Genomic DNA, 22887 nt, shown 5'->3' with positions numbered 1-22887 from the left:
TGGGACGAATCTTTACCAAAGAAAATAAAAAAATGGCAGGTTCTCAGAACCCGAACACGAATGCCAGAATAATATATGCCAAAAAGGAAACCACCGCAGCACACGGGATCGTAATGATCCACGCGGTCACCATCTGACGGACCGTACTCCAGTTCACTGCTCCCATACCCCGGGTTACGCCTGTACCCATGATCGTTCCGCTCGCTACATGGGTCGTCGAGACCGGAACACCGAACGAGGTCATAAAAGACAGGACTGCTCCGCCGGATACTGCGGCGGAAAAACCCTGATACGGCTGGATCCTGGTGATCCCCGACCCCATCTTTTTAATGACCCGCCAGCCTCCCGAAAGAATACCTGCCGCGATCGCAAAACCCGAGAGAAGGATCACCCAAAGAGGCAGTTCGCTGTTGGATGCAGCAAGACCGGTCGAAATCAGGATCGCAAGGATGATACCCATCGCATTCTGAGCATCGTTTCCCCCGAGACTTGCCGCCTGGAAACCGGATGCCAGAACCTGTGCACGCTGAAACCATTTGTTCAGAAGCATTGGGTGGGCGGAGCGTTTTGCTGTTATCCTTGTTAAGATCGTCGTAAAAGAATAGGATACGATCAGCCCAAGTATAGGGGAAACACAGATGAACAGCAGGATCGCGAGAAGCCCTGAGAATACAAAAACCCCTAAGATCATTGCAATTGGTACTGCGACGATCGCCCCTACTCCCGCTCCGATCAGCAGAAACAGTTTTACCGAGTCATTGAAGATCAGTGCAATGATCAGCATAATGATCGCGCCAACGACCGCTCCGAGAATCAGATAATACACCATCCCAAGAGCCATCTCGGAAGTAGGCCAGTTCACGACCGAAAGACCTCCGGCGGCAATTCCGGCTCCCATCAGACCCCCCACCAGCGAATGCGATGAGGAGACCGGGATGCCCGACCGTGAACAGAAATTCACCCAGAAAACAGCTCCACAAAGACCGATCAAAAGAAGAATGGGGGTGAAGATCTCCGGATTTACGATCCCTTTCCCAATAGTTTTAGCAACTGCGGTCGAGAAAATGAACGGACCTGCAAAACAGCAGACCGATGCGAGCAGGATCGCATATCTCGGAGATAGTGCACGGGTCGCGACCACGGTCGCAACAACATTGGATGCGTCGTTTCGCCCGTTCGAAAAGTTGAACGCGAGTGCGATGATGATCCCGAGAATAACAACAATAAAAGTGATGGTATCCATGCTTTACTCACGTGTGACGAATAAGAATTGCGGAAAATACATCGGAAACATCTTCACATTTGTCGGTTGCGATCTCCAAATGTTCATAGATATCCTTGAGTTTGATGATCTCAACAGGATCATTGGATTTGAACAGATTTCTGATCGCCGTGGAGAGGATCTCATCGCCCACATTCTCCAGCCGGTTGATCTCGATACAGCAGCCTTTGATGGTCTCTGTGTCTTTGAGGGTGCGAAGACCGCTGATCCCGGTTTTGATCTCATCTGCCGCCTGCCGGATGCATTTTGCAAACTCGATCATGAACTGATCCGTCTTTTTCACTTCATAGATGAGAAGCATACGTGCTCCGTCATCAATATAGTCAATGACATCGTCAAGCGCGGTAACAAGCCGGGAGATTTCTTCCGGTTCAAAAGGAGTGATAAATGTGCGGTTCAGTTCGTCATATGCTCTGTGGGCGATCGCATCTCCCTGATGCTCGATCTCCTTCATCAACCGGTATTTTTCCTCGATATTCGTATAGTCGGAAAATATATCGATCAGCATATCTGCTGCTTTACAGACCGTGGCTGCCTGTTCCTCAAACAGTTCAAAAAAAATCTTGTCCTGCGGTACGATTAAATTCTTTAGACCCATCAGTTCCCTCTGAGTACGCATATATTCGTTTGGCATGTTACATCAAGGTTATCATATATGAAATATAGGGAAGCTATATCCTCTATTGAAACCCGAATGAAGTCTTTATAGCCTCCCGACACCAACACTACTGCAGAGATTATACCTATGTTCTTAATTGGTGAAGCACTCGTTGGCGATGGAGCGGAACTCGCTCACATCGACCTCATGATCGGAGATAAAAACGGCCCGGTCGGCATGTCATTCGCAAATGGTCTGACACAGCTTTCTGCCGGTCACACTCCACTTCTCGGCGTTATCCGCCCCAACCTTCTGCCAAAACCGGCAGTCCTGATCGTCCCGAAGGTAACGCTCAAACACACCGAGCAGGTTACCCAGATCTTTGGTCCCGCACAGGCAGCGGTTTCCAAAGCAATAGCAGATGCATTAGAGGACGGCGTCTTCGAGGGCATGGATGTTGAGGAAAATGTCATTGTTGCAAGTGTTTTCATCGACCCCTCGGCAAAAGACTTCAATAAACTCTACCGTTTCAACTATGGAGCAACGCGCCTCGCACTCTCACGCGCTCTCGATAAGTTCCCTGACACCGCCACTGTTCTGAAAGAGAAGGACAGAGCAGCCCACGGAGTCATGGGATTCAAGGTCCAGCGTCTGTGGAACCCGCCGTATCTCCAGGTCGCCATGGATCTTGTTGACATGAAGCAGGTCGAGCGTGTTTTATCCGGCGTCCCGCAGAACGACCACGTCATCTTCGAGGCAGGTACCCCGCTGATCAAACAGTTCGGTCTCAGTGTTATCAACGAGATCAGAAAGATCCGTCCGAACTGTTTCATTGTTGCTGACCTGAAGACCCTGGATACAGGTAACCTTGAGGCACGCATGGTCTCGAACGCCGGCGGAGACGCCGCAGTCGTTTCCGGACTTGCACCAGTAGAAACTATCGCATCCTTCATCAAAGAAGCAAAGAAGTGTGGAATCTACGCAATCATCGATATGCTGAATGTCGACGAACCTGCAAAACTTATCGAGTCCCTCGGTCAGATGGGCGGCGCAGCACTTCTCCCGCAGTATGTGGAGATGCACCGTGCTATCGATAAGGAAGCAACCGGCGACTACAGCTGGGGTGACATCAAGAAGATCAAGGAAGTTGCAAAGAAGTACAATGCAAAGATCCTTGTCGCGACTGCAGGCGGTATCCGTCAGCCGGTCGTTAAGAAAGCACTCGCAGCAGGAGCAGATATCGTTGTTGTCGGCAGAGCGATCACCGCAAGCAAGGACATCAAGAATGCAGCAGAAAGCTTCCTTGAGGAACTCGACTCAGAAGAGATCGATCAGTTCCGTATCATGACCGATTTCTAAGCCGGTCATACCCGCGGCTTATGCCGCCAGTATATTTTTTTTACAGTTCCTGTTTATCCTGAATTAGACCATTGGTAGATATTATATCAATAATCCAAAAATAGGATATTTCCACCGCGTCGGGCTCCGCGCCGGATCGCAAATCAAAGATTTGCTCAGCTAAGGTCGTCGACTTCCTCGCCAACCCGCAGTCTCTCCCCAGCACCCCAATTCAGAAAAGGGAATGGGAGACGTAAAAAGAGAAAAATTAGAATTTTGGTTTTGTTTCCACCGCTTTTGCGAGCAGGTGGATCGCCGCTTCGAGATCCTTTAAGTCGATGACCTCGACCGGTGAGTGGATATATCGTGCCGGAACCGACATCGGCACGCTCGGGATCCCGCCGCGTTCAAAGTTGATGGCGGATGCATCCGTGTTGCCGCCGTCTCCCACCTCGATCTGACAGGGGATGTTGAATTTCTTTCCGGTCTTGACGAGCCAGTCGACGATCCGCGGATCCGCGAGATGACCCCGGCCGCTCGCCGACGCCATACCAATGACGGGCCCTTTGCCCATATACACTGGGGCCTTGCGCCGCTCGACGCCCGGGGAGTCTCCCGGGATCGTCACATCCGTGGCGATGGCAACATCGGGATCCAGAGTATATGAACTAGTTTTCGCTCCTTTGAGCCCGACCTCTTCCTGCACGGTGAAAACTGCATAGATCGTGTGTGCGGTCTTCATCTCTTTCAGAGCGCCGATCAGCATCGCACAACCTGCACGGTTGTCCATGGCTTTTCCCGTGACCGTGGTCCCGGCAAGTTTGACATACTGGCGGTCCATCGTGACAGATGTTCCAACGGTGATACCGAGAGCCTCGACTTCTTCAGGTGATTTTGCTCCAACCTCGATGAACAGATCTGCCATGTCGATCGGTTTCTTCTTGTCTTCCTCGGTCATCACATGCGGGGGTTTGTTGCCGAGAACACCGTAGACCGGACCTTTCTCACCATGAAGGATAACTCTCTGTCCGACCATGACCGGATTATACCAGCCGCCGACCGCGACAAATCTGATGAATCCACGTTCGTCCACATACTGGACCATCATGCCGATCTCATCCATGTGGGCGGCGAGCATGATCTTAAAGTCGTCGCCTTTTTTGACCGCGATCAGGTTGCCCATCTTATCTGTTCTGATCTCATCCACATAATCTGCGATCTCATCGCGGATGATCTTTGCAACTTCTGCCTCACGGCTGGAAATGCCGTGTGCGTTCGAGAGTTTTTCGAGTAAAGTATTGATTTCAGTAAGTTCCATTTACGCCACTACCGTTCGTATTCTATCAAGAGCGATTTTTATATTTTCCTGGGAGGTTGCATAGCTCATACGGGCGTATCCAACACCCTTCGAGCCGAATGCTCCGCCCGGCGTGATGATCACGCCAGCCGCCACGATCTTCATGACCGTGTCGAGTTCAAGTTTCGGGAACGCGTAGAATGCTCCTTCCGGCATATCAACGGAGATCCCCATCTCCCGAAGTCCGCTGATAAGGAGATTCCGGCGTGCTTCGTATTCCTTCTTCATTACGCCAATCGAGGACTGATCCCCTGTGTATGCCTCGAGGGCCGCATACTGGGCGATCGAGGTGGGACAGGCAAGCGAGTACTGCTGAATTTTGACCGCCTGATCGATGATCTCGCGTGATGCTGCCATAAATCCGATACGCCAGCCGGTCATCGCATAGGTTTTGCTTGCCGCGTTGATCGTGACGACGTTGTCGCCGAACGTTCCTGCGCTGACAAATTCCGTATTGCCGTAACAGAACTTCTCGTACACTTCGTCGGAGAGGACAGTGACGCCGTAATCCGCTGCGGACTCGACGACCGCTCTGATAGTCTCTTTCGTCTCGACCGCTCCTGTAGGATTTGCCGGGCTGTTTAAGACCATGACTTTGGTATTTTTGTCGGAGAAGTGTTCCTTGAGCGCTTCGACATCCAGATGGAGATCGGGTTTCAGGGCGACCGGGTCGGGAATTCCGCCGGCGAGCGTTGTAAGCGAACCGTAGGAGACGAAACCCGGGTTATTGAACACGACCTTCTGCCCGTTCTCAACGAGTGAGAAGATAGCTGCGTGCAGTGCTCCCGAGCCGCCTGCGGTGATGAGGATATCGCCTGGTCCGTAAGAGAGTCCGTTTTCCGATTTGAGTTTTCTGGCTACTGCGGCACGGAGTTCATCGATACCTGCATTGTTCGTATATCCTGTTTTTCCCTCGGCAATGGCTTTGACGGCGGCGTTTTTGATGTTATCCGGGGTGTCGAAATCCGGCTGGCCGAGACCCATGTTGATTGATCCGGGAGCTGCCGACTCGAACATCTTTCTGATCCCCGAGATATCGATGGCTTTTACACGTGATGCAAAATCTGTCATATTATTCCATGTTGGTGTGGCGGCGTTTCAGATCTGCCTCTTCGATCTTTTTCATATCCATGAGTGTCGAGATGACAGCATCTCCAAACATCAGAGAGGATGTTTCGAAGATGGTCCCAAGCGGGGCGAAAGACCGGTGTTCGCCAAGCATCTGACGGATCTCATATTCATGGGCATCGCAGGTGACCGGGTCACGCTGGGTTTCTATCTCAATGACAAAATCCGCAACATGCCCGATACGCGACTGGGGATTGGATGAGATCAAAGCGACCTTTGCACCAAGACCTTTTGCGGTCTCTGCGATATCTCCGATGGTTTTTGTGTTTCCTGATCCGGAAAAGGCAATGATCAGATCATCTTCGCCGATCGCCGGGGTGATGGTCTCACCGACGACATAGGCGGTAAATCCGGTGTGCATCAGACGCATCGCAAAGGATTTGGCAACCAGACCCGATCTTCCTGCGCCCATCACATAGATGCGGTTTGCATTGAGGATCGCCTCGAGAAATGCATCCACCTGAGCTGCAGGGATCTTCTGAGCGATGGAATCGATACGTGATGCCATAAGACTCATCATGTTTTGAACGGATACTCCGTATTTCATAATTGTGTAGCTATTGGATGTACAGATAGAAGAGCATGTTGGAATCGGAAAGCGTTTCCTGATGCCGCACGAAATTACGGGAAAAAAGAATGTGGGAAGTGTCTCTCACCAGATATCGTAATGGGCGTGCCCTTCGGGGTCCATACGTTCCGGATGTGACTCGGGGGGCATACCTCTGCCGATGGAGAGGATAACGACAGGCCGGATATGTTGGGGAAGATCCAGTGCTCCCTTGACCTCCTCCTCATCGAATGCTCCGATCCAGCAGGTGTGCAGGCGAAGTGCGTGGGCGGCGAGCATCATGTACGTGGCTGCGATCGTCGCATCCTGTACGGCAAAGAGGATGCCCCTGTCCGCATATCTTGACATCGACCGGACATAATTTGCGCAGATAACAATAGCTGAGCCTGCGTCCGGGATCTGATGCTGGTTTCCGGCAGCGTCTCCGAGAAGTTCGAGCTGGCCGGGATCGGTCACGAAGATAACATCCCATGCCTCAAGATTACCTGCAGACGGGGCGGATGATGCGGCCTGGAGAAGGTAGTCCTTCTCCTCTTCGTTGAGACAGTCGAGTTCATACTCGCGGACCGAGTAACGGGTCGCAAGGAAGTTCTGGAATTCAGATAAGTCCATGTTCGTTCAATACCGCATATGCTCCGGCGGCAACGGTTGTTATCGGGGTCATCGCCTCGCCTGATTTGTCGGATGCAAGGCCGAACTGGTTCGACTCGGCAAGACCTATGACGGCAAGCAAAACGGCTGCTGACTGGTTGAACTCTTCTGCCCCGGTCTGTTTTGCGGCAGCTTCGCAGTCGGCTGCGAGAACGTCGGTCAGGGCGATCAATATGGTTTTTGCGCCGGCCTTATCCTCTTTTTTGAGGGAAGGAATGGTCACAAACTGGTGGGCGATCATCATGATGTCGAGTTTGAGCCGCTCGGCGAGATGATAGCGCAAAAGTGCATCTTTTGGTGTAACAGTCATGATGTATTTGTTTTCCGTGAGGGAATAAATAGCATCTGATTGTGTGCGGTATTGCCGTGAATCAGATGAAAAGAGACATCCCGGAATCGGAAAGACGGGGTTTAGACATCGTTCCCGTTCCTGAGTCCAATGATCCGTTCAGGATGCGAGTAGACGGTGAACCTGGGCGGTCGGGTGAAACAGATGAGTGTGATCCCTGATTTTTCCGCAAGAGATGCTCCTTTGGAGGTTGCGGCCGCACGCGACACGATGATCGGTATCCCGGCATTTGCCGCTTTGACTACCATCCCCTGCGGCATGCGGCCGGTACATCCGAGGACACATTCGCCTGCAGGCAGATGGTTTTGGGTCATGTACCCGATGACCTTGTCCACAACATTGTGCCGTCCTATGTCGCTCGCGGAGAAAACCACTTTTCCCTTATGATACAGGACTGCGCAGTGCAGTGCCCCTGTTTTGTCCCACTGCTCGGTGTTGAGTTGTTCCCGTACCGCAAATATTTCTTCCGGGGTGATCAGACCTTCGCCGGTTACACAGACCAATGATTCCTGCGGACAAAATCCTCCGGCCGATTCCATTTGGCCGCTGATCTCTGCGGTATCTTCTGCCTCCACAAAAATGTCCGATCCCAGGACTTTGACCGATTGGATTTTTTTGGCGATCCCTGCGGCAACAAAAAATCCGATGCCGAGTTCGCGGAGTGATTCCATGGTCGCAACATTCTCCAAAAATTTTTCTCCGTTTAGATACAGCGTTACCGTATCCTCGGCAACCACTGGATCAACGGATCTGACCACCGTCCCGTTGTCATACTGCCACCTGGAAAGCCGGGTCTCATCCTCGTTGTCGGTTTCACACTTCGGTTCATCTGTAGGAAACCCGGTGATCCTTTCCGGGTGCGAGTACACGGTAAACCGGTTTTCCCGGGTGAAGCCGATCAGGGTAACGCCCTCTTCTTTTGCGAGCATCGCTCCGGGGTAGGTGACTGCGGTCCTGCCGACGATCACCGGGATCCCGGCATTCACCGCCTTCATTACCATCCCTTTCGGCTGTCTGCCCGTACATCCAAGAACACACTCGCCCGGCGCTATTCCCTGCAGAGTCATGACTCCGATGAGTTTGTCAACGGCATTGTGTCTCCCGATATCACTCGATACGGCAATGATCTTGTGATCATGCCATAATGCGGCACAGTGGAGACCGCCGGTCTGTCTCCAGACATCCACGTTCATAGCCTCGCGAACGGCAAATATGTCCTCCGGCTGTATGATGATCTTTGAAGTGACATGTCCCTTTTTTTCTGCAGGAGTGAATCCTTCGCGGGCATTCATGTCTGGATAAACCTCTGCCTCGACGAATACGTTTCTGCCGTCGACCCTGACGGAACGTATTTTTTTGGCGATCCCTGCGGCAATAAAAAATCCAGCTCCAAACTCCTCGAGCATATCGCTGCTTGCGACGATGTGCAGAAAATCCTGACCGTTCAAATACAGAACGATCTCCTCTTCGCATGCTACAATATCGCCGATCTCGGTGGTTTTCCCATCGCTCCAGAGAAGTGCCGGCTGTTTTTTTATCATACTGCTCTCTTCAACTGATCTCTCGTGCTGGGTCATGGTCGTTCCTTTTGTTGGATATATTTCACTGTCAGAAGCTTACGAAGAACTCTTCGAATAGTGAATAGATAATCCAGTATTTTGGTGTGATACCTAATAGGGGTATGGATAATTACGCAGGGAAATCCTGCTAAAAAAAAGATTACTGGATATTAGGAATTTTTATCTGACCATCTCGCCGTGCAGCGTGAGGTCCAGTCCGATATACTCCTCGTCTTCGGAGACCCGCAGACCGACCGTTTTGTCCACGATCCAGGCAAGGAGATAGGTCATACCGAAGGCAAACACCGCAGTCACGCATGCGTCGACGATCTGGATCCCGAGCTGATAGGCATTTCCTTCAATGAGTCCGGATGCTCCTCCGACTGCGGCGGTAGCGAAAATACCGCAGGCGATGGTTCCCCAGAATCCGCCGACACCATGGATAGACCAGGCATCGAGACTTTCGTCGAATCCTTTCTTGACTCTCCAGATAAGGGCGTAGTAACAAAGAATTCCGGCAACTGCTCCAATAAGGAGGGCAGCCCACATATTGACGTATCCTGCAGCAGGAGTGATCGCTCCAAGACCGGCGATCGTTCCTGAGATGAACCCAAGCGAGCTGGGTTTACCATGCCGCCAGTTTGCGATCATCCAGGAGATCGTTCCCGCGGCGGCGGAGATCAGCGTTACCATGATCGCATGGATGGCGACATCATTCGCGGCAAGAGCGCTGCCCCCGTTGAATCCCATCCAGCCGAACAGAAGAACGCCGCCGGCGAAGAATGTGAGAGGAATGTTCTGGGGGTTCAAGTGGTATGAACCGAACCCTGATCTTTTACCAATATAGATGGCGAGTGCGAGTGCGCTGAATCCTGCACTGATATGAACGACGGTCCCTCCGGCGAAATCAAGGGCGCCGAGCTGCTGGAGCCAGCCTCCTCCCCAAAGCCAGTGGGCGATCGGATCATAGACGAATGTTGTCCAGAGAACCCCGAATAGCAGGAACGCGCCGAATTTCACGCGTTCGGCAACACCTGAGACGATGATCGCGAGCGTGAGTCCGGCAAACGTCATCTGGAATGCGGCAAACAACATGTCGGGGATCTGAAGTCCGAGTTCAGTCCCATAACCGACTCCGGCCAAACCGAGATGTTCGAGACCGCCGATCACCAGCATGTCGGTTCCAAACACCAGCGAGTATCCTAGCAGGAACCACTGGATGATCACGATCATGAGTGATGCGAATACAAGCATCAATACAGATATAAAGTTCTTTTTGCGAACCATGCCGCCGTAGAAGAGACCTAGGGCTGGCGTCATTAAAAGTACAAGGGCAGTTGAAGCAAGTACCCAGGCAACAGATCCGGTGTCAATCATAAATATAGATTCTCCATCAGAAAATCGGAAACCAGGGTGTGGATGCAGGACAAACCACCACGTCCCGGTTCACAGAAATTTTACACCGGGTTTATTGACCCTGCAAATATATAAAATATGAGAGTGGTTAACATGTCACATGTTATCATACATAACTTTTCTTGTCATGCGGACGAATCATTCTGTTCTGGTACAGTCTCTTTCGTTAAAGGTATGATGTTTTTGAGCAGATATTTTACCAGGATAGATACCGACGGATTACCTGCTGAAAAGATGCCGATCTCCCTTCCTTCCAGTTTTCCGATGATCAGTGTGTCCTGACGGTCTGCATGAATAGTTAGTTCGAATTCCGGTTCGGTCCCTGACCCGTCCGTGTTTCGCGGATCCATGAACTCCTTCATGTCTGGATGAAGTTTGTAGCATCTAATGGGAAAAATATCCGGATCGGTGTCTTCAGGCACGATCAGATAGAGATCGATCTTCTTCGAGAGATTTTTCAGATTCAAGATATGTTTTTTCACATACGCCGTGTCGTGACAGATTATCACGATCTCTTTTTTGCTCCGGGTGAACATCATCCGAAGGTGACTCTCGATGGCCCATGGATTCTGGAGTGTGTGGGAAAGCAGCGGACGATTATGCTGGAAGGTGATCCTTGAATGAAGATACTGTTCGACTTCGTTCAGCAGTTCGAGATTCTCCTGTCTTAGCCGGTTGAACGTTTTCGTTATGTCATGAATAAAAAATCTTGATGGGCCTGCCTCTTCTGACGTACCCACAAATCCCTTCTCCTCAAGATTCGTGAGTGCTTCGTACACTTTGTTCCGCGGGACCTTACTGATCTCGTGCATTTCCCGGGCGGTCGCTACCTTCAGTTCGAAGAGAACTGCGTAAACTTTCGCCTCATTTTCGGTCATTCCGATCGATTTCAGTTTTTCTACAAACTCCTGCATGCTGATTCCTTCCCTGATTATGATTGATTTTACTGAATGAATAATGAGTGTATTGTTACCTTTATTGGTAACACTAATTATATATACGTTTGTGCCAATCTAGTAGTAACCAGTTGAAACATATCTGGGGTTCTGAAAAACGGAGCCGGATATGAAGCTCGATCCTGCACAACAGGGTTTCGCCCGGATTTTATCTCCAAAAAAAGTTACCGGCTGATCGTAAAAGATGTGAAAAATGATGGTTTCGGGCTTTTGTCTGTAACTATCTTTGGTCTCGCATTGGCCTTGAGTAACGGGAAAGGGATTTATGGAAATACTAGATACAACAATTAGGGACGGGGGGTATGCAGTTGATTTCAACTTCTCCTGTTCAGACGTGAGAAACATCTCTTCTAAACTAGAAGAGATGGGTATAGGACTTATCGAGATCGGACACGGAATGGGGCTGAATGCCAGTTCTCCAAAGAACGGCGTAGCTGCACAGACCGATGAAGAGTATATGCTTGCGGCCGGAGAGGTATTAACACGATCCAAATTCGGTATGTTCTGCATCCCGGGTATTGCACGATTAGAGGATCTCCAGCTTGCATCCGACTGCGGAGCCTCGTTTGTCAGGGTCGGTGTCAATGCAGACCAGATCCCGCTGACCGAGCCGTATATTCGTGAAGCAAAAGACCTCGGCTTAACCGTGATGACGAATTACATGAAGTCCTACGTTCTCACTCCAGAGGAGTTTGCACAAAATGTGGTTCTTTCAGAAAAATACGGGGCAGACTGTGTGTATATCGTTGACTCTGCCGGCAGCATGTTTCCGAATGAAATAAAAAAATATTATGATACCGTACGGGAAAATTCAGAAATACAGCTCGGATTCCATGGTCACAATAATCTCGGACTTGCTGTCACGAATAGTGTGTATTGTGCAAAACTTGGCTTTGATTTCATCGACTGTTCTCTGCAGGGTCTTGGAAGAAGTTCCGGCAATGCCTGCACGGAAATGTTTCTCGCGATCCTGGAGAAAAATGGGTATCAGACCGATGTTGATCTCGTTGAATTATTCCGGGCAGGATACGATCTTCTCAGTCCCATCACCGATAAAGCACTCGCAGATCCGTTTGATTATGTCTGCGGGTATGCCGGTTTCCACACAAGTTATCTGGATCAGATCCATACCTGTGCGAACGAGTTCGATGTGGATCCGTTCCACCTGATCATCGAATACTCGAAGTTTGATCAGGCAAATATGGACTATGATAAATTATGCAGCATGGCAGCAGCGATGCAGAAGAATACAGATCTCCGGCACTCCGACCATCCATTATGTTCAAACTGTGCAAGCTGAGTTCGACTAAAATCACACCTCACTCATTTTAAAAATAGTTATTTTTCCTTTTCGATGAGAATTACCCGTGCCGGTGCCCCGTCACTGTCTTTGATCTTCATCGGGAGGGCCATGATCTGATATTCTGCAGAGTAATCGGTTATCCCCGAGGCTGCCAGATACTCGACAAGGATCACACCGTTTTTCAGGAACAATTTATGGATCACTGAGTCGTTTTCCGCATGAAGGGGCGTTTTGCTGTTGTCGGGCGACGGCGTGTCCAGTCCGAGAAGTTTCACGCCTGAATCGACCAGATACTGCGCAGCCTCCTCGGTGAAATACGGGTAATTTGCGTAATAATCTCCGGTGTTCCAGTGCTTGTCCCATCCGAAAACACAGATAACTTTCTCATGCAGAGGTATTCCCTGAAGCATTTCCGGTGTGACCGCAGTATTGTCCGGAAGACGGCGAAAATCGAGGAGGGTAACATCCCCGCAAAGCGTGGCAAGCGGTATTTCAGTGATCGTTATCCCGTCCGGAATGAAATGTCTGGGTGCATCCATATGGGTGCCGGTATGACTTCCAAGAGTCAGTTTTTTCGTGTTTCTTCCTACGGACTCAATCGTTCCAAGCGTTTCCGAGGAAAACGGTATGTGCCAGTCTGCATTGAAGCAGGGCATTCCCTGTTCCATTTCATGAGTCAGATCAATAATATTCATACAAACGGTCTCCGCTGGTTTAGGTATAATTTAGTAATCCTATCATATATGTGTGACCCGCCGGATGCCTGCGGAGCAATTATCAGTTTTGAAATAGGATTTTTGCAGTAAGCTATATCAATCCGATACGACGGAATAACAGATACTGATTAAATGGAAAAGGTAGAACATCCCTGGTCATTGGATATCGACGAGATCCGGCTTGCCCTTGATTGTGATAGTTCTGCCGGACTGGATTCTGCCGAAGCAGCAAAAAGACTCGGAGAATCCGGGTCAAACACCATAACCGAGTTCAAAAAGATCTCATTTTTCGGTATATTATTAGATGAACTCAAAGACCCGCTCATTATCGTCACAATCCTGATAGGGGTGGTCTACAGTATTTGGGGGCAGATCGGGGACACGATCACTATTCTTTGTCTCATCTTATTTGTCACGATCGTAGAGGTCTATACCGAGTTCAAAGCCAAGAAAAGTATGGAGGCCCTCAAAAAACTGGGAGCTCTGACGACCTGGGTCATCAGGGATGGAAAACCTGACGAGGTCCCTGCCTCCTCTGTTGTGCCCGGCGATCTGTTATTATTAAAGAGCGGGGTCAGGGTCAGTGCCGATGTCCGTGTCGTGACGTCCCAGGGTCTTGAAGTTGACGAATCGCAGCTCACCGGCGAATCGATGGGGGTCGGGAAAGGTTCGGATCCGATACCTGAATCCTCAGGTCTTCATGAACGGACCAATATGATCCATATGGGGAGTGTGATCCTGAAAGGCAAAGGGACCGGGTTTGCCGTACATACCGGGATGGATACCGAACTCGGGCGCATCGCCGGCCTCACTCAGGAAGCGAACGATCCGCAGACTCCCATGCAGAGATCAACGCTTCACCTGACCAAAAACCTGATCGGGCTCGCGGTGATCTTCAGCATCGCGATCCCCATCCTCGGTTTTCTTCGCGGTCTCTCGGTCTCGGAAATGGTCCTAACCGGTCTGTCTCTCGCTTTAGCTACGATTCCGGAGGAGCTCCCCATCATCATGACGATGCTGCTTGGGTTCGGTGCGATCCAGCTCGCCGGAAAGAATGTTCTCATCCGCCGGACGAAAGCCGCCGAGACCCTCGGCAGTGTTACCGTTATCGCGACGGATAAAACCGGAACGCTGACGGAAAATAAGATGAGTATCGAAACATGGACCACTGATACTGAAAAGCAGCTGTTCACCATCGGGGCCCTCATGGCCGATGTTTCCGTTGACGAGGATGGGAATTTTCTGGGAGACCCGATGGACAAGGCCGTGGTCGAAAAAGCCAGTGTGTTCCGGATCGAACGAAGCGAATTGCTGAAAGAATACACGCTTCTGCAGGATTCCGGGTTCGACGGTGCAAATAAAATCTTCCTGATGAAGTATGATCATCAGGGTGCCGGTATCGACGTCATAAAAGGCGCTCCCGAAAGTGTTTTTGCCTTGTCGAAACCGGATCCGGATCTGGAAAAACAGCTGAGTGAATCGATCAAGGCAGGATTTCGCACGATCGCCGTAGGCTCTAAATCACCTTCCGAGGAAAAATACACCGTCGCCGGACTGATCAGTTTTGACGATCCGATCCGTGAAGCGGTAAAACCGGCGATCCGGGAATTTTCCAATGCCGGTGTCCGGGTGATGATGATCACGGGCGATCACGCAGGAACGGCGGCCCGGGTGGCGGAGGATGCAGGGATCACCGTAGACAATGTTCTGAATGGTGAGGATATCCGCAGCATGACACCCGAGGCACTGAGAGAAGCGGTCCGCAGTTGTAATGTTTTTGCGAGGATCACGCCGGAAGAAAAACTCCGGATCGTGAATGCCCTGCATGAAAACGGGGAAGTCGTGGCCGTGACCGGGGACGGGATCAATGACGCTCCGGCCCTCAAAGAAGCCGATATCGGGATATCGTTCGGGATATCGGGAACCGATGTCGCGAAAGAAGCGTCCGATATGATTCTCGCGAATGATGATTTTACCTCGCTCGTAGATGCGATCAAAGAAGGGAGGCGGCTGTATGAAAATATGTTCAAGTGCATCATGTACACGCTCGCGAGCAAAATCGGCCTGGTTTTCATGCTGCTCATACCCATCCTTCTGGACGTGCCGCTTCCGTTTGCCCCGATCCAGATCATCATCATGGAACTTTTCATGGATCTTTCAGCTTCCACGTCTTTTGTCGTCGAACCTGCAGAATCGGATCTCCTAAAACAAAAACCGCGTGATCCAAGCGAGAAGTTCATGAACAAAAAGATGATCTCCGGTATTTTCACCGGCAGTGTCACGCTTACCGCGGTCGTGCTGTTTGTGTACTTCTTCAGCTGGTTTACGACCGGGGATCTCGCAACTGCGCAGACATATGCTTTTGTTGCATGGCTGTTCTGCCATATCCTTCTCGCAATGAATATGAGAACGAGCCGCGTTCCTTTGATCCGGGTGGGTTACTTCTCCAGTAAAGCGATGAACATATGGATAATCGGCGTTATCGTTTTCCTTATCATGGTACTGAATGTTCCATTCTTCATAGAATATCTGAAGTTGGCTCAGGTCGGTCTGCTGCCGATCTTCGGCATCGTTCTTCTCTCATTTGCGGCGACCTACTGGATAGAGCTTCGAAAAATACTGCGGATAAAAAAGGGCGGGGTTTCTGGAACCGGTTCCGGTTCTCTCGTATGATTATGGAATGATAGTATTTGCCGGATCATACGTCCGGTGATACATCCTGTCCTTTTTCATCGATGAACAGGACGGAAAGGAGTTTTTTTGCCTCCTCTTCATGCAGTTTTTCGAAGAGAACATAGATCAGTTTCACGTCTTCGGATCCGAGCGGGAGATTCTTATCCTTATTTTTGGTTATCCGCTTTATCGCGTCCGATTCCTCGGGAGACATCCTGGATGCGTATGTCTCGGTGACTCTTTCCACCCGCTGACGCCAGGGTCCCTGTCTTGAGGTGTTGATGATCTTCCTGAAGTCAAGGTCTTTTTTTACGACCGTGATATCGGCACTTCTGATGGCGATCCCGCTGGTTCCCGTGGAAACAGAGGAGGATTTCGGCGGGGTGGCATTTGGCCGTGACGGCAGGAAAACCTTTTCATGGACCACTTTCCGGGCAACGGGCTCGGGCCGTTTGCCCGTTTCCGGCTGTTTGCTCAGGATCTTAAATCCGTTCCCGTGTTTGGTCAGTATCTCATCGTCGATGACCCTGAGTTTCATATTCGAGAGATTCATTCCTATATCGGTTATTTTGAAGATGGTGGTGTCATTGTGTTCGACCATCCCGGTTTTGATGAGATAGAACAGCGCATCGTTCACTTTATTGTCAAAGATACCCTTCCCTCTTCCACCGGTCTGCATGATCTGTTCTTCCAGGGTCAGACTGAACACAGCGATAAGACTGTCTTTGATCTCTTTTCTTTTGTGCGGGGCACCGTCGGAGAGAAAGTTCAGGATCGGTGCATACATCAGAGAATACTGTTTTGGCAGAGACATGATACGTAAGGGCTAGAAGGGCTGATGAATATTTAACTTTTCCGGATGTTATGTCGGGATAATCTATTTATGTTCATCCGCCGTTTTCCCACATATGGCCACAAAAGATACCCAATCCGTGATGCTTGACCCGGAGACGAAGGAAAACATCGCCCGTGCTTTGTGGATGCATGAATACACACCTAAGACCATACCCCCGGATATTCTGAAACAGATCGAAGGCCGGACGAATCTCAGCTCTGCATTCGGCGAACGGATCCAGGCGAGAATCGCGGATCTCCGTGCCGCTCCGGAAAGTTTCAATCCTGATTACACAAAACGCTATGCCGCCCTTTCCACATACGCCGGCGATCTGACGCCTCATCAGGCGTATGCGATGACCAATCTCTTTGGTATGGACAGTGCTCGCGGGTATCAGGAACTTCCGATCGATAAAAAATTCACCTTTCCGACCGACGACCGCCCGCAGTTCGAGTATCAGGTAGGCTGGCACTTCTTTGTCGGGAACGTCTTCGATACAAAAGACCGCGAGTACGGTGTCCAGCTGATGTTCTGGCGTTACTCTCTTCTCCCTCCTGAGATGGCAAAGCAGGCAGGACTGAGTGATCTCGAAAATCAGATCGTCGAGATCCATCTTGCCGTGAGTTCGGCCGGCGGGAGGCATTACCGGATGCGGCCCATCATCGTTGCAGGAACGACCGGGCTTATCGATTTCTCAACAAACCCGTACAGGTATTCTGTTGGAAAAAACACCCTCGCGTCTCAATCAAACGACTCTCTCTTCCCGCTTAGACTGCAGGCATGGGGGATCGACAATCACAAGGATACCCCGGCCGAGATCTCGATCGATATCACCATCGTTCAGACCAAAGGCTATGTACTGAACGGGGACGAAGGGATGCTTCCAAGCTGCGGAGGCGTGGGCACACTATATTATTCGGTCCCGAATCTTCGGGTCGATCCGGTCAAGAGCCGGATCTCGATCGATGGAGAAGAACTCCGACTTGGCGGCGGCAAGTTCTGGTATGATCATCAGTGGGGAACCGGCTTTATGCCCGGCGGCAGTCCGCGGATCGATGTCCTGCGGGCAGTGGGACTTCTCGGGGACAAGCCCGCCCTCGGATGGGACTGGATGGAGATCCAGTTCGATAACGACACCGAGTTTGCTCTTTCGGCGATCCATACGAACGAGCAGAAGGAATTTTTCATGCAGACCGGTCCTACCCCTCCGGGTATTATGACCGCGGCCGCCGTTGGATCGTATATCAAGGAAAACAGCGAGTATTTCCCGGTCAAAGGAGTGATCCGGGTCACTGACTGGGTGCAGAGTTCGGTGACCGACGGTCAGTATCTGACGACCCGTGCCTGGTATCCGAATCGTGTGGAGGTCACCGTGGAAACTTCGGAGGTCCCGGATGCATACAAACGGTTTGTGATGATCCCGATCGTTTCAACAGGTCAGCAGGGATTTTTTGCGGCAGGAGCGGAGTATTCGGAGGGGGCGGTCCGAATCGAGTCGCCCGACGGCAAACGGATCGGGTCAGGATTTCTGGAGAATGTGAGTTATGCAGACGCCTGCCGGCAGAATCTGCGGCTTGCCGGCATCCCCGACACGCCGGAGATGATAGAGATCTTTGCAAAGCCTGTGATCCCGGACGAACTGAAGGCCTCGGCGATGGCTTTTCTCATGAAACCGGAGAATGCCGCCCGACTCCAGGAGGAGCTCGCAAAGTCCAGAGGGCTTTGAGAAGTTCCTCTTCTTTTTTTGTACGCTTCGATTTCATGTACGGGATCATTTGGGTGGGCGCATTCATCACACGAAATTCACGAAAGCCAGACGAAAACACGAAAATCAAAAAGATGAGAGAGGGAGCATGCATATCGTCCCCTCCCCCGTCCCCCACACCAAATCCACGAAAATCAACGAAATTCACGAAAAGGGGGACAGGGGCGGATGAATGAGAGAGATTGGGAATTTATGAGAAGAAAGTAGATGGGCAAGTGTGGACGCAAGAAATAACCAACCGCGAATCGGCGCGAATCCCGCCCTTCGGGCTCCCAGAATCGGATTTGCTTATCCTCACTTTCGCAATCCAGCTTCGCTGGCTTGCTCATCCCTCATCGGGAACGTTCGGGCAAATCCTGTCGCCGCCCCGGCGGCTCCCGTAAGGATATATGGAGATTGTTGGTTATTTTTGGGGGTGCGGGGCCGCTACTTCGGCGTGGGGCGGCCCGCGGTGGGGAATCTTATTTTTGATTCCGTGAGATGGCGATATAATTTTTACAGATTGTGAAAATTGATTTCTGATAAAATATTCTGTGATCAGTTACCGAAAAAAATTAAATTAGAGAATATTTTTAATATTTCTTCTGTGGATACTGACCAAACTAAGCAAGGTATTATTACACTAGAGCTTTAATCAAAACTCAGGATAAGAACAAATTATGTATCTCGAAAGCATGCAGATATCCGGATTCAGAGCAATATCCAACTTAAAAATAAGCTTTAATAAAAATCTTAATGTCATAATTGGAGAGAACAACGTAGGTAAAACTGCTGTGATAGATGCTTTGAGAATATGTCTCGAGTACGGACAACAATCCCAGAAAAAACTCTATATTACACCAGATGATTTTCACCATAATGGTGATGGGAAAAAAATCAATAAAATAGCTTTTGACCTTACATTCTGCCCAGACCCAGAGGAGGAGGGTGTATATTATGAGTATCTTGCAGTTGATCCTGCTGACAGGAAGCGGTCTGTTCAAATTCATCATAGATATACCTTGGAAACCAGAGATGACGAAGAGAAAGTGAGAAAGAAAATCTGGGGAGGGGAATCGGAAGAGAATTATATTTCCGAAAACGCCAGGGACCTCATCAACTGCATACATGTTGGAGCATTACGAAATGCAGAACAGGATTTACGTCCTGTAAGGAACGGTCTCTTGGGAGAACTTTTTAGAAAACAAATCACCGATCCTCAAAAACGTAAAGATATTGTGAAAGAGATTGAAAGTGCACTTTCTAACACACAGACATTAACAAACGAGATTGAAATTGGTAAAAACAATATTAACGATTTGATTGAACAGATGAATATGACCAGAGGGTTGGCCAACAACCAGGATGTTGACCTAAAACTCACTGATTTTGATTTTGAAAAATTAGTTGATAGTATTTACATGACTCTCCCTCCATATGAAGAGGACAGATTTAGTTTAAAACGAAATGGTCTCGGATACAATAATATCATATATGTTGCAACAATTTTGGCAAAATTAAAATTAAGAGAGCCAGGAAATAAAAATTATTACGGTCTCCTTATAGAAGAACCCGAAAGCCATCTTCACCCCCAACTTCAGAGAACATTTTTTGATTATGTAACCACACACTCGGAAAAGAATCTGCAAACATTTGTGACATCGCATTCACCGACTATCACCTCAACGACAGATTTGGACTCATTAATTGTATTAAACCGAAATAATTATGGGAATACTGCCTTTGTTGTTGGAAATGCAGAATTAGAGCCGAATAGTAAGAAATATCTGAAAAAGTTTTTCGATGTAACGAGAAATCAACTATTCTTTGCACAAGGGGTTATTCTTGTAGAAGGAATCAGTGAAGAATTGTTAATCGGAGTCTTTGCGGATATGCTAGGAGAAAAGGAGAACGATAAGGGTAAATATGATCTCCACAAAAACGGAATCGAAATTGTAAATGTAAATGGGATTTCGTTTGGACATTATGCTCCATTATTTAACTCAGGCGATCCAGAAAAATCAATGAATATTCATGCTGCAATCATCACTGACGATGATGGAAAACCAAACCCAGCAGCGAAAGGGTGGGCAGGTCATAATCTGAAAGTGATGATTGGAGAGATTACATTTGAATATGAACTCTACAATGAATCCAATCATAAAATACTGATTACTGTGTTAGACCAAATTAGCAAAGGATACTCTAAGAAATTTGAAGATGAGTACATTTCTGATAAAATATCAAAGGAGGATAAAGCATATTGTTTTAAAGAATTTATTGCTAAACACGGAGGTAAAAATCATAAATCCGATTTCGCCATGGCGCTCGCAATTCATTTACAGGAAAACAAAACTGCCCGTGATGCCTTCATAATTCCAGCCTATATTCAAAACGCAATCAAATGGGTGACAATTGTTGACAATCTTTGAAACGTTATCTGAAGAGCAAAAAGCAGTTGTTTATGAAAAGGAGGGACTGTGCGCAATAAGAGCAGGTCCTGGAAGCGGAAAAACTTACTGTGTATCAGCACGTTTCATTCGTAAACTTCAGAATTGGACGGAAAAATATTCTGGAATTGCAGTAATTTCCTTTACAAACGTAGCATGGAAAGAAATTGAAAATAATATATCAGAATATTTTGGTCATGGTGTTAAATCCCCACATTATCTTGGGACAATAGATTCATTTATAAACAATTTTATCGTGATCCCATTCGGTCATTTGATTATGGGATGCTCAAAATCTCCCAAATTCGTAGGTGCTCCATATTCATCATGGAGTTGGACACTAGGAGCAGGATGGGAAAACTACAAACTAGATTTTGCTGCTTTTTCATTAAATATGGATGATAAAATATATCCAGTTGAAAAAAATTGGTTTGAATTTGATGAAAAATTTTTTGAAAAACAAAATTCTGGGCACATTCAAAATCTTAGGAAAGTCAAAGAATTTTTTTGGAAAGAGGGATATGTTACTCAGGCCGATGCAAATTATATTGCCTGGAAAATCCTGACCAGTTATCCAGAAATAACGAAAGCACTTGTATTACGTTTTCCTGAATTAATTATTGATGAAGCTCAGGACACATCAGAGATACAAATGGAAATTCTGGATTTACTTATTAATACTGGAAACCTCCAAAATCTCATGCTGATTGGAGATCCTGACCAGTCAATCTTTGAGTGGAATGATGCAAAACCTAGTCTGTTTTTAAAGAAGTTCGAAGAATGGTCAGAGAACTCCTGTATTTTGTCTAATAATAGGCGAAGTACCCAGAAAATCTGTGAATTTACGCACCCCCTCTCCACACTTGAGAAAATATCTACATCTACTGCAAAACGTCTCGAAAAGATGAGCGAAATTGAACCGGAAATTATTGGGTACGATAATAATGATTACAAAAAAATATCTCAGAAATTCATAGAAGAATGCAAAGCAACTGATTTTATCTCGCTTGATTCATCAGTCATACTTTGCCGCAGTAAAAATTTGATTAATCAAATTAGTGGTGAAGGTGAAAGTAACAGTTATAATACAGGGAAGGAAGGTAAATATTTTCAGAGAGATCTGGATACTAAATTAAAAGATCTCGTTTATGGAAAATATCTTTATGATAATGACAACATTTTCGAAGCATATCGTTATGCATTAATGGCATATATAAAAGATATTGAAAATATTTCAGTATGTTCTCATCAAGATATCAGAAATTATTTTGAAAAAAATAACTATACCTCCACATTAACTATCATAACTGAAATTCTTCAAAATTTGCCGGAAACAAACATGAATTTTAATGAATGGATTGACAAGGCAGAACCCATCACTAAAAAATATGGAATGAGGATAAAATACTCGAATATTAAATCAGATGAGATACATCAATATTCAATTGTAACTACCAATCCAATTTCAAAAGTGTTTCCCTTGCCACAAGCACAGTACAAATATGATGGGGTTGAACTGAGTACTATTCATAAAGCAAAAGGAAAATCATTTGATGCTGTGTTATTGATTTTAAAAGAAAGAACAGTTCGTAAGAAAAAATACTCAACAATGTTGAAGAATATGAAAAACGAAGATACAGATAAGAGAGAAAAATGTGTAAGAGAGGAAGAACTTAGAAATATCTACGTCGCCATAACTCGCCCTAAATATTTTTTGAAAATTGCAGTTCCAAAATGCGATTTAGCTATCTGGAAAGAATATCTTATGAATATTCTCCCTGATAATCAATCGTCGCTTGATTCGTTTTTTTAATTATTCCACAGAGAAATCTGAACAGAAGGTTCAGTTTTCGACCCTCCCCATGTAAAGGAGATAAGAACTTAATCTCATAAGATAAGATATCTCCACCGCGGGACGCTCCGCGCCGAAGTCGCGTCCCCGCACCCCAAAATATAACCATAAA

General features: G+C 48.1%; 18 protein-coding genes. 6 read left to right on the top strand and 12 right to left on the bottom strand.

The features are described from left to right. Window positions 1-43: 43 nt before the first annotated feature. Both Q7J08_RS09295 and Q7J08_RS09290 read right to left on the bottom strand, forming a co-directional pair. The gene (locus Q7J08_RS09295; RefSeq protein ID WP_304911418.1) at window positions 44-1243 is read right to left on the bottom strand and encodes an inorganic phosphate transporter; all 1200 of its coding nucleotides are present in this window, start codon (window positions 1241-1243) and stop codon (window positions 44-46) included. A gap of 7 nt (window positions 1244-1250) precedes the next feature. Continuing rightward, the gene (locus Q7J08_RS09290) at window positions 1251-1880 is read right to left on the bottom strand and encodes a DUF47 domain-containing protein (RefSeq protein WP_304911417.1); all 630 of its coding nucleotides are present in this window, start codon (window positions 1878-1880) and stop codon (window positions 1251-1253) included. A gap of 147 nt (window positions 1881-2027) precedes the next feature. On the opposite strand from Q7J08_RS09290, the gene Q7J08_RS09285 reads away from it, so the two are divergent. After that, window positions 2028-3239 carry a bifunctional 5,6,7,8-tetrahydromethanopterin hydro-lyase/3-hexulose-6-phosphate synthase gene (locus Q7J08_RS09285; RefSeq protein ID WP_304911416.1) on the top strand — a complete coding sequence of 404 codons (1212 nt, stop codon included), beginning with the start codon at window positions 2028-2030 and terminating at the stop codon, window positions 3237-3239. A gap of 247 nt (window positions 3240-3486) precedes the next feature. On the opposite strand, the gene Q7J08_RS09280 is transcribed toward Q7J08_RS09285, so the two are convergent. The 8 genes from Q7J08_RS09280 to Q7J08_RS09245 all read right to left on the bottom strand — a co-directional run bounded on the left by Q7J08_RS09280 (window position 3487) and on the right by Q7J08_RS09245 (window position 11160). Then, window positions 3487-4536 carry a M42 family metallopeptidase gene (locus Q7J08_RS09280; protein ID WP_304911415.1) on the bottom strand — a complete coding sequence of 350 codons (1050 nt, stop codon included), beginning with the start codon at window positions 4534-4536 and terminating at the stop codon, window positions 3487-3489. Further along, a complete protein-coding gene (locus Q7J08_RS09275) occupies window positions 4537-5646 on the bottom strand; it encodes a pyridoxal phosphate-dependent aminotransferase (protein WP_304911414.1) in 1110 nt (369 codons plus the stop codon). Window position 5647: 1 nt separating this feature from the next. Continuing rightward, window positions 5648-6250 (bottom strand): 6-phospho-3-hexuloisomerase, encoded by a 603-nt coding sequence (gene hxlB / locus Q7J08_RS09270; RefSeq protein WP_304911413.1) that lies wholly within the window; start codon window positions 6248-6250, stop codon window positions 5648-5650. Between the two features lie 105 nt (window positions 6251-6355). After that, on the bottom strand, window positions 6356-6883 hold the full coding sequence (locus tag Q7J08_RS09265; protein WP_304911412.1) for a nitroreductase family protein: 528 nt from the start codon (window positions 6881-6883) through the stop codon (window positions 6356-6358). Then, window positions 6870-7232 carry a hypothetical protein gene (locus Q7J08_RS09260; protein WP_304911411.1) on the bottom strand — a complete coding sequence of 121 codons (363 nt, stop codon included), beginning with the start codon at window positions 7230-7232 and terminating at the stop codon, window positions 6870-6872. The genes Q7J08_RS09265 and Q7J08_RS09260 overlap by 14 nt, the downstream gene beginning before the upstream one ends. 101 nt (window positions 7233-7333) lie before the next feature. Continuing rightward, window positions 7334-8812, bottom strand: coding sequence for a formate dehydrogenase accessory sulfurtransferase FdhD (gene fdhD / locus Q7J08_RS09255; protein WP_304911410.1), 1479 nt, complete (start codon window positions 8810-8812; stop codon window positions 7334-7336). Between the two features lie 198 nt (window positions 8813-9010). Continuing rightward, window positions 9011-10207, bottom strand: coding sequence for an ammonium transporter (locus Q7J08_RS09250; RefSeq protein ID WP_304911409.1), 1197 nt, complete (start codon window positions 10205-10207; stop codon window positions 9011-9013). Window positions 10208-10371: 164 nt separating this feature from the next. After that, on the bottom strand, window positions 10372-11160 hold the full coding sequence (locus Q7J08_RS09245; protein ID WP_304911408.1) for a TrmB family transcriptional regulator: 789 nt from the start codon (window positions 11158-11160) through the stop codon (window positions 10372-10374). Window positions 11161-11467: 307 nt separating this feature from the next. Between Q7J08_RS09245 and Q7J08_RS09240 the strand changes: the two genes are divergently transcribed. Then, window positions 11468-12502, top strand: coding sequence for a 4-hydroxy-2-oxovalerate aldolase (locus Q7J08_RS09240; RefSeq protein WP_304911407.1), 1035 nt, complete (start codon window positions 11468-11470; stop codon window positions 12500-12502). A gap of 38 nt (window positions 12503-12540) precedes the next feature. Here the strand turns inward: Q7J08_RS09240 and Q7J08_RS09235 are convergent, their stop codons facing one another. Then, a complete protein-coding gene (locus Q7J08_RS09235; protein ID WP_304911406.1) occupies window positions 12541-13200 on the bottom strand; it encodes a cyclase family protein in 660 nt (219 codons plus the stop codon). A gap of 153 nt (window positions 13201-13353) precedes the next feature. Between Q7J08_RS09235 and Q7J08_RS09230 the strand changes: the two genes are divergently transcribed. Beyond that, window positions 13354-15894 (top strand): cation-transporting P-type ATPase, encoded by a 2541-nt coding sequence (locus Q7J08_RS09230; protein WP_304911405.1) that lies wholly within the window; start codon window positions 13354-13356, stop codon window positions 15892-15894. Window positions 15895-15919: 25 nt separating this feature from the next. Here Q7J08_RS09230 and Q7J08_RS09225 read toward each other — a convergent pair whose 3' ends face one another. Then, window positions 15920-16708 carry a winged helix-turn-helix domain-containing protein gene (locus tag Q7J08_RS09225; RefSeq protein WP_304911404.1) on the bottom strand — a complete coding sequence of 263 codons (789 nt, stop codon included), beginning with the start codon at window positions 16706-16708 and terminating at the stop codon, window positions 15920-15922. 94 nt (window positions 16709-16802) lie between these two features. Here Q7J08_RS09225 and Q7J08_RS09220 point away from each other — a divergent pair, with 94 nt between their 5' ends. The 3 genes from Q7J08_RS09220 to Q7J08_RS09210 all read left to right on the top strand — a co-directional run bounded on the left by Q7J08_RS09220 (window position 16803) and on the right by Q7J08_RS09210 (window position 22736). Then, window positions 16803-18455 carry a lipocalin-like domain-containing protein gene (locus Q7J08_RS09220; RefSeq protein ID WP_304911403.1) on the top strand — a complete coding sequence of 551 codons (1653 nt, stop codon included), beginning with the start codon at window positions 16803-16805 and terminating at the stop codon, window positions 18453-18455. 698 nt (window positions 18456-19153) lie between these two features. Beyond that, window positions 19154-20905: an ATP-dependent endonuclease gene (locus Q7J08_RS09215; protein WP_304911402.1), complete on the top strand. Its 1752-nt coding sequence runs from the start codon at window positions 19154-19156 to the stop codon at window positions 20903-20905. Next, window positions 20892-22736 (top strand): ATP-dependent helicase, encoded by a 1845-nt coding sequence (locus Q7J08_RS09210; protein WP_304911401.1) that lies wholly within the window; start codon window positions 20892-20894, stop codon window positions 22734-22736. Before Q7J08_RS09215 ends, Q7J08_RS09210 begins: the two co-directional genes overlap by 14 nt. The last annotated feature ends 151 nt before the right edge of the window (window positions 22737-22887 follow it).

The organism is Methanocorpusculum sp. (assembly GCF_030655665.1).
In the GTDB taxonomy this organism is placed as follows: domain Archaea; phylum Halobacteriota; class Methanomicrobia; order Methanomicrobiales; family Methanocorpusculaceae; genus Methanocorpusculum.
This window is presented reverse-complemented; position numbering and strand designations above follow the sequence as displayed.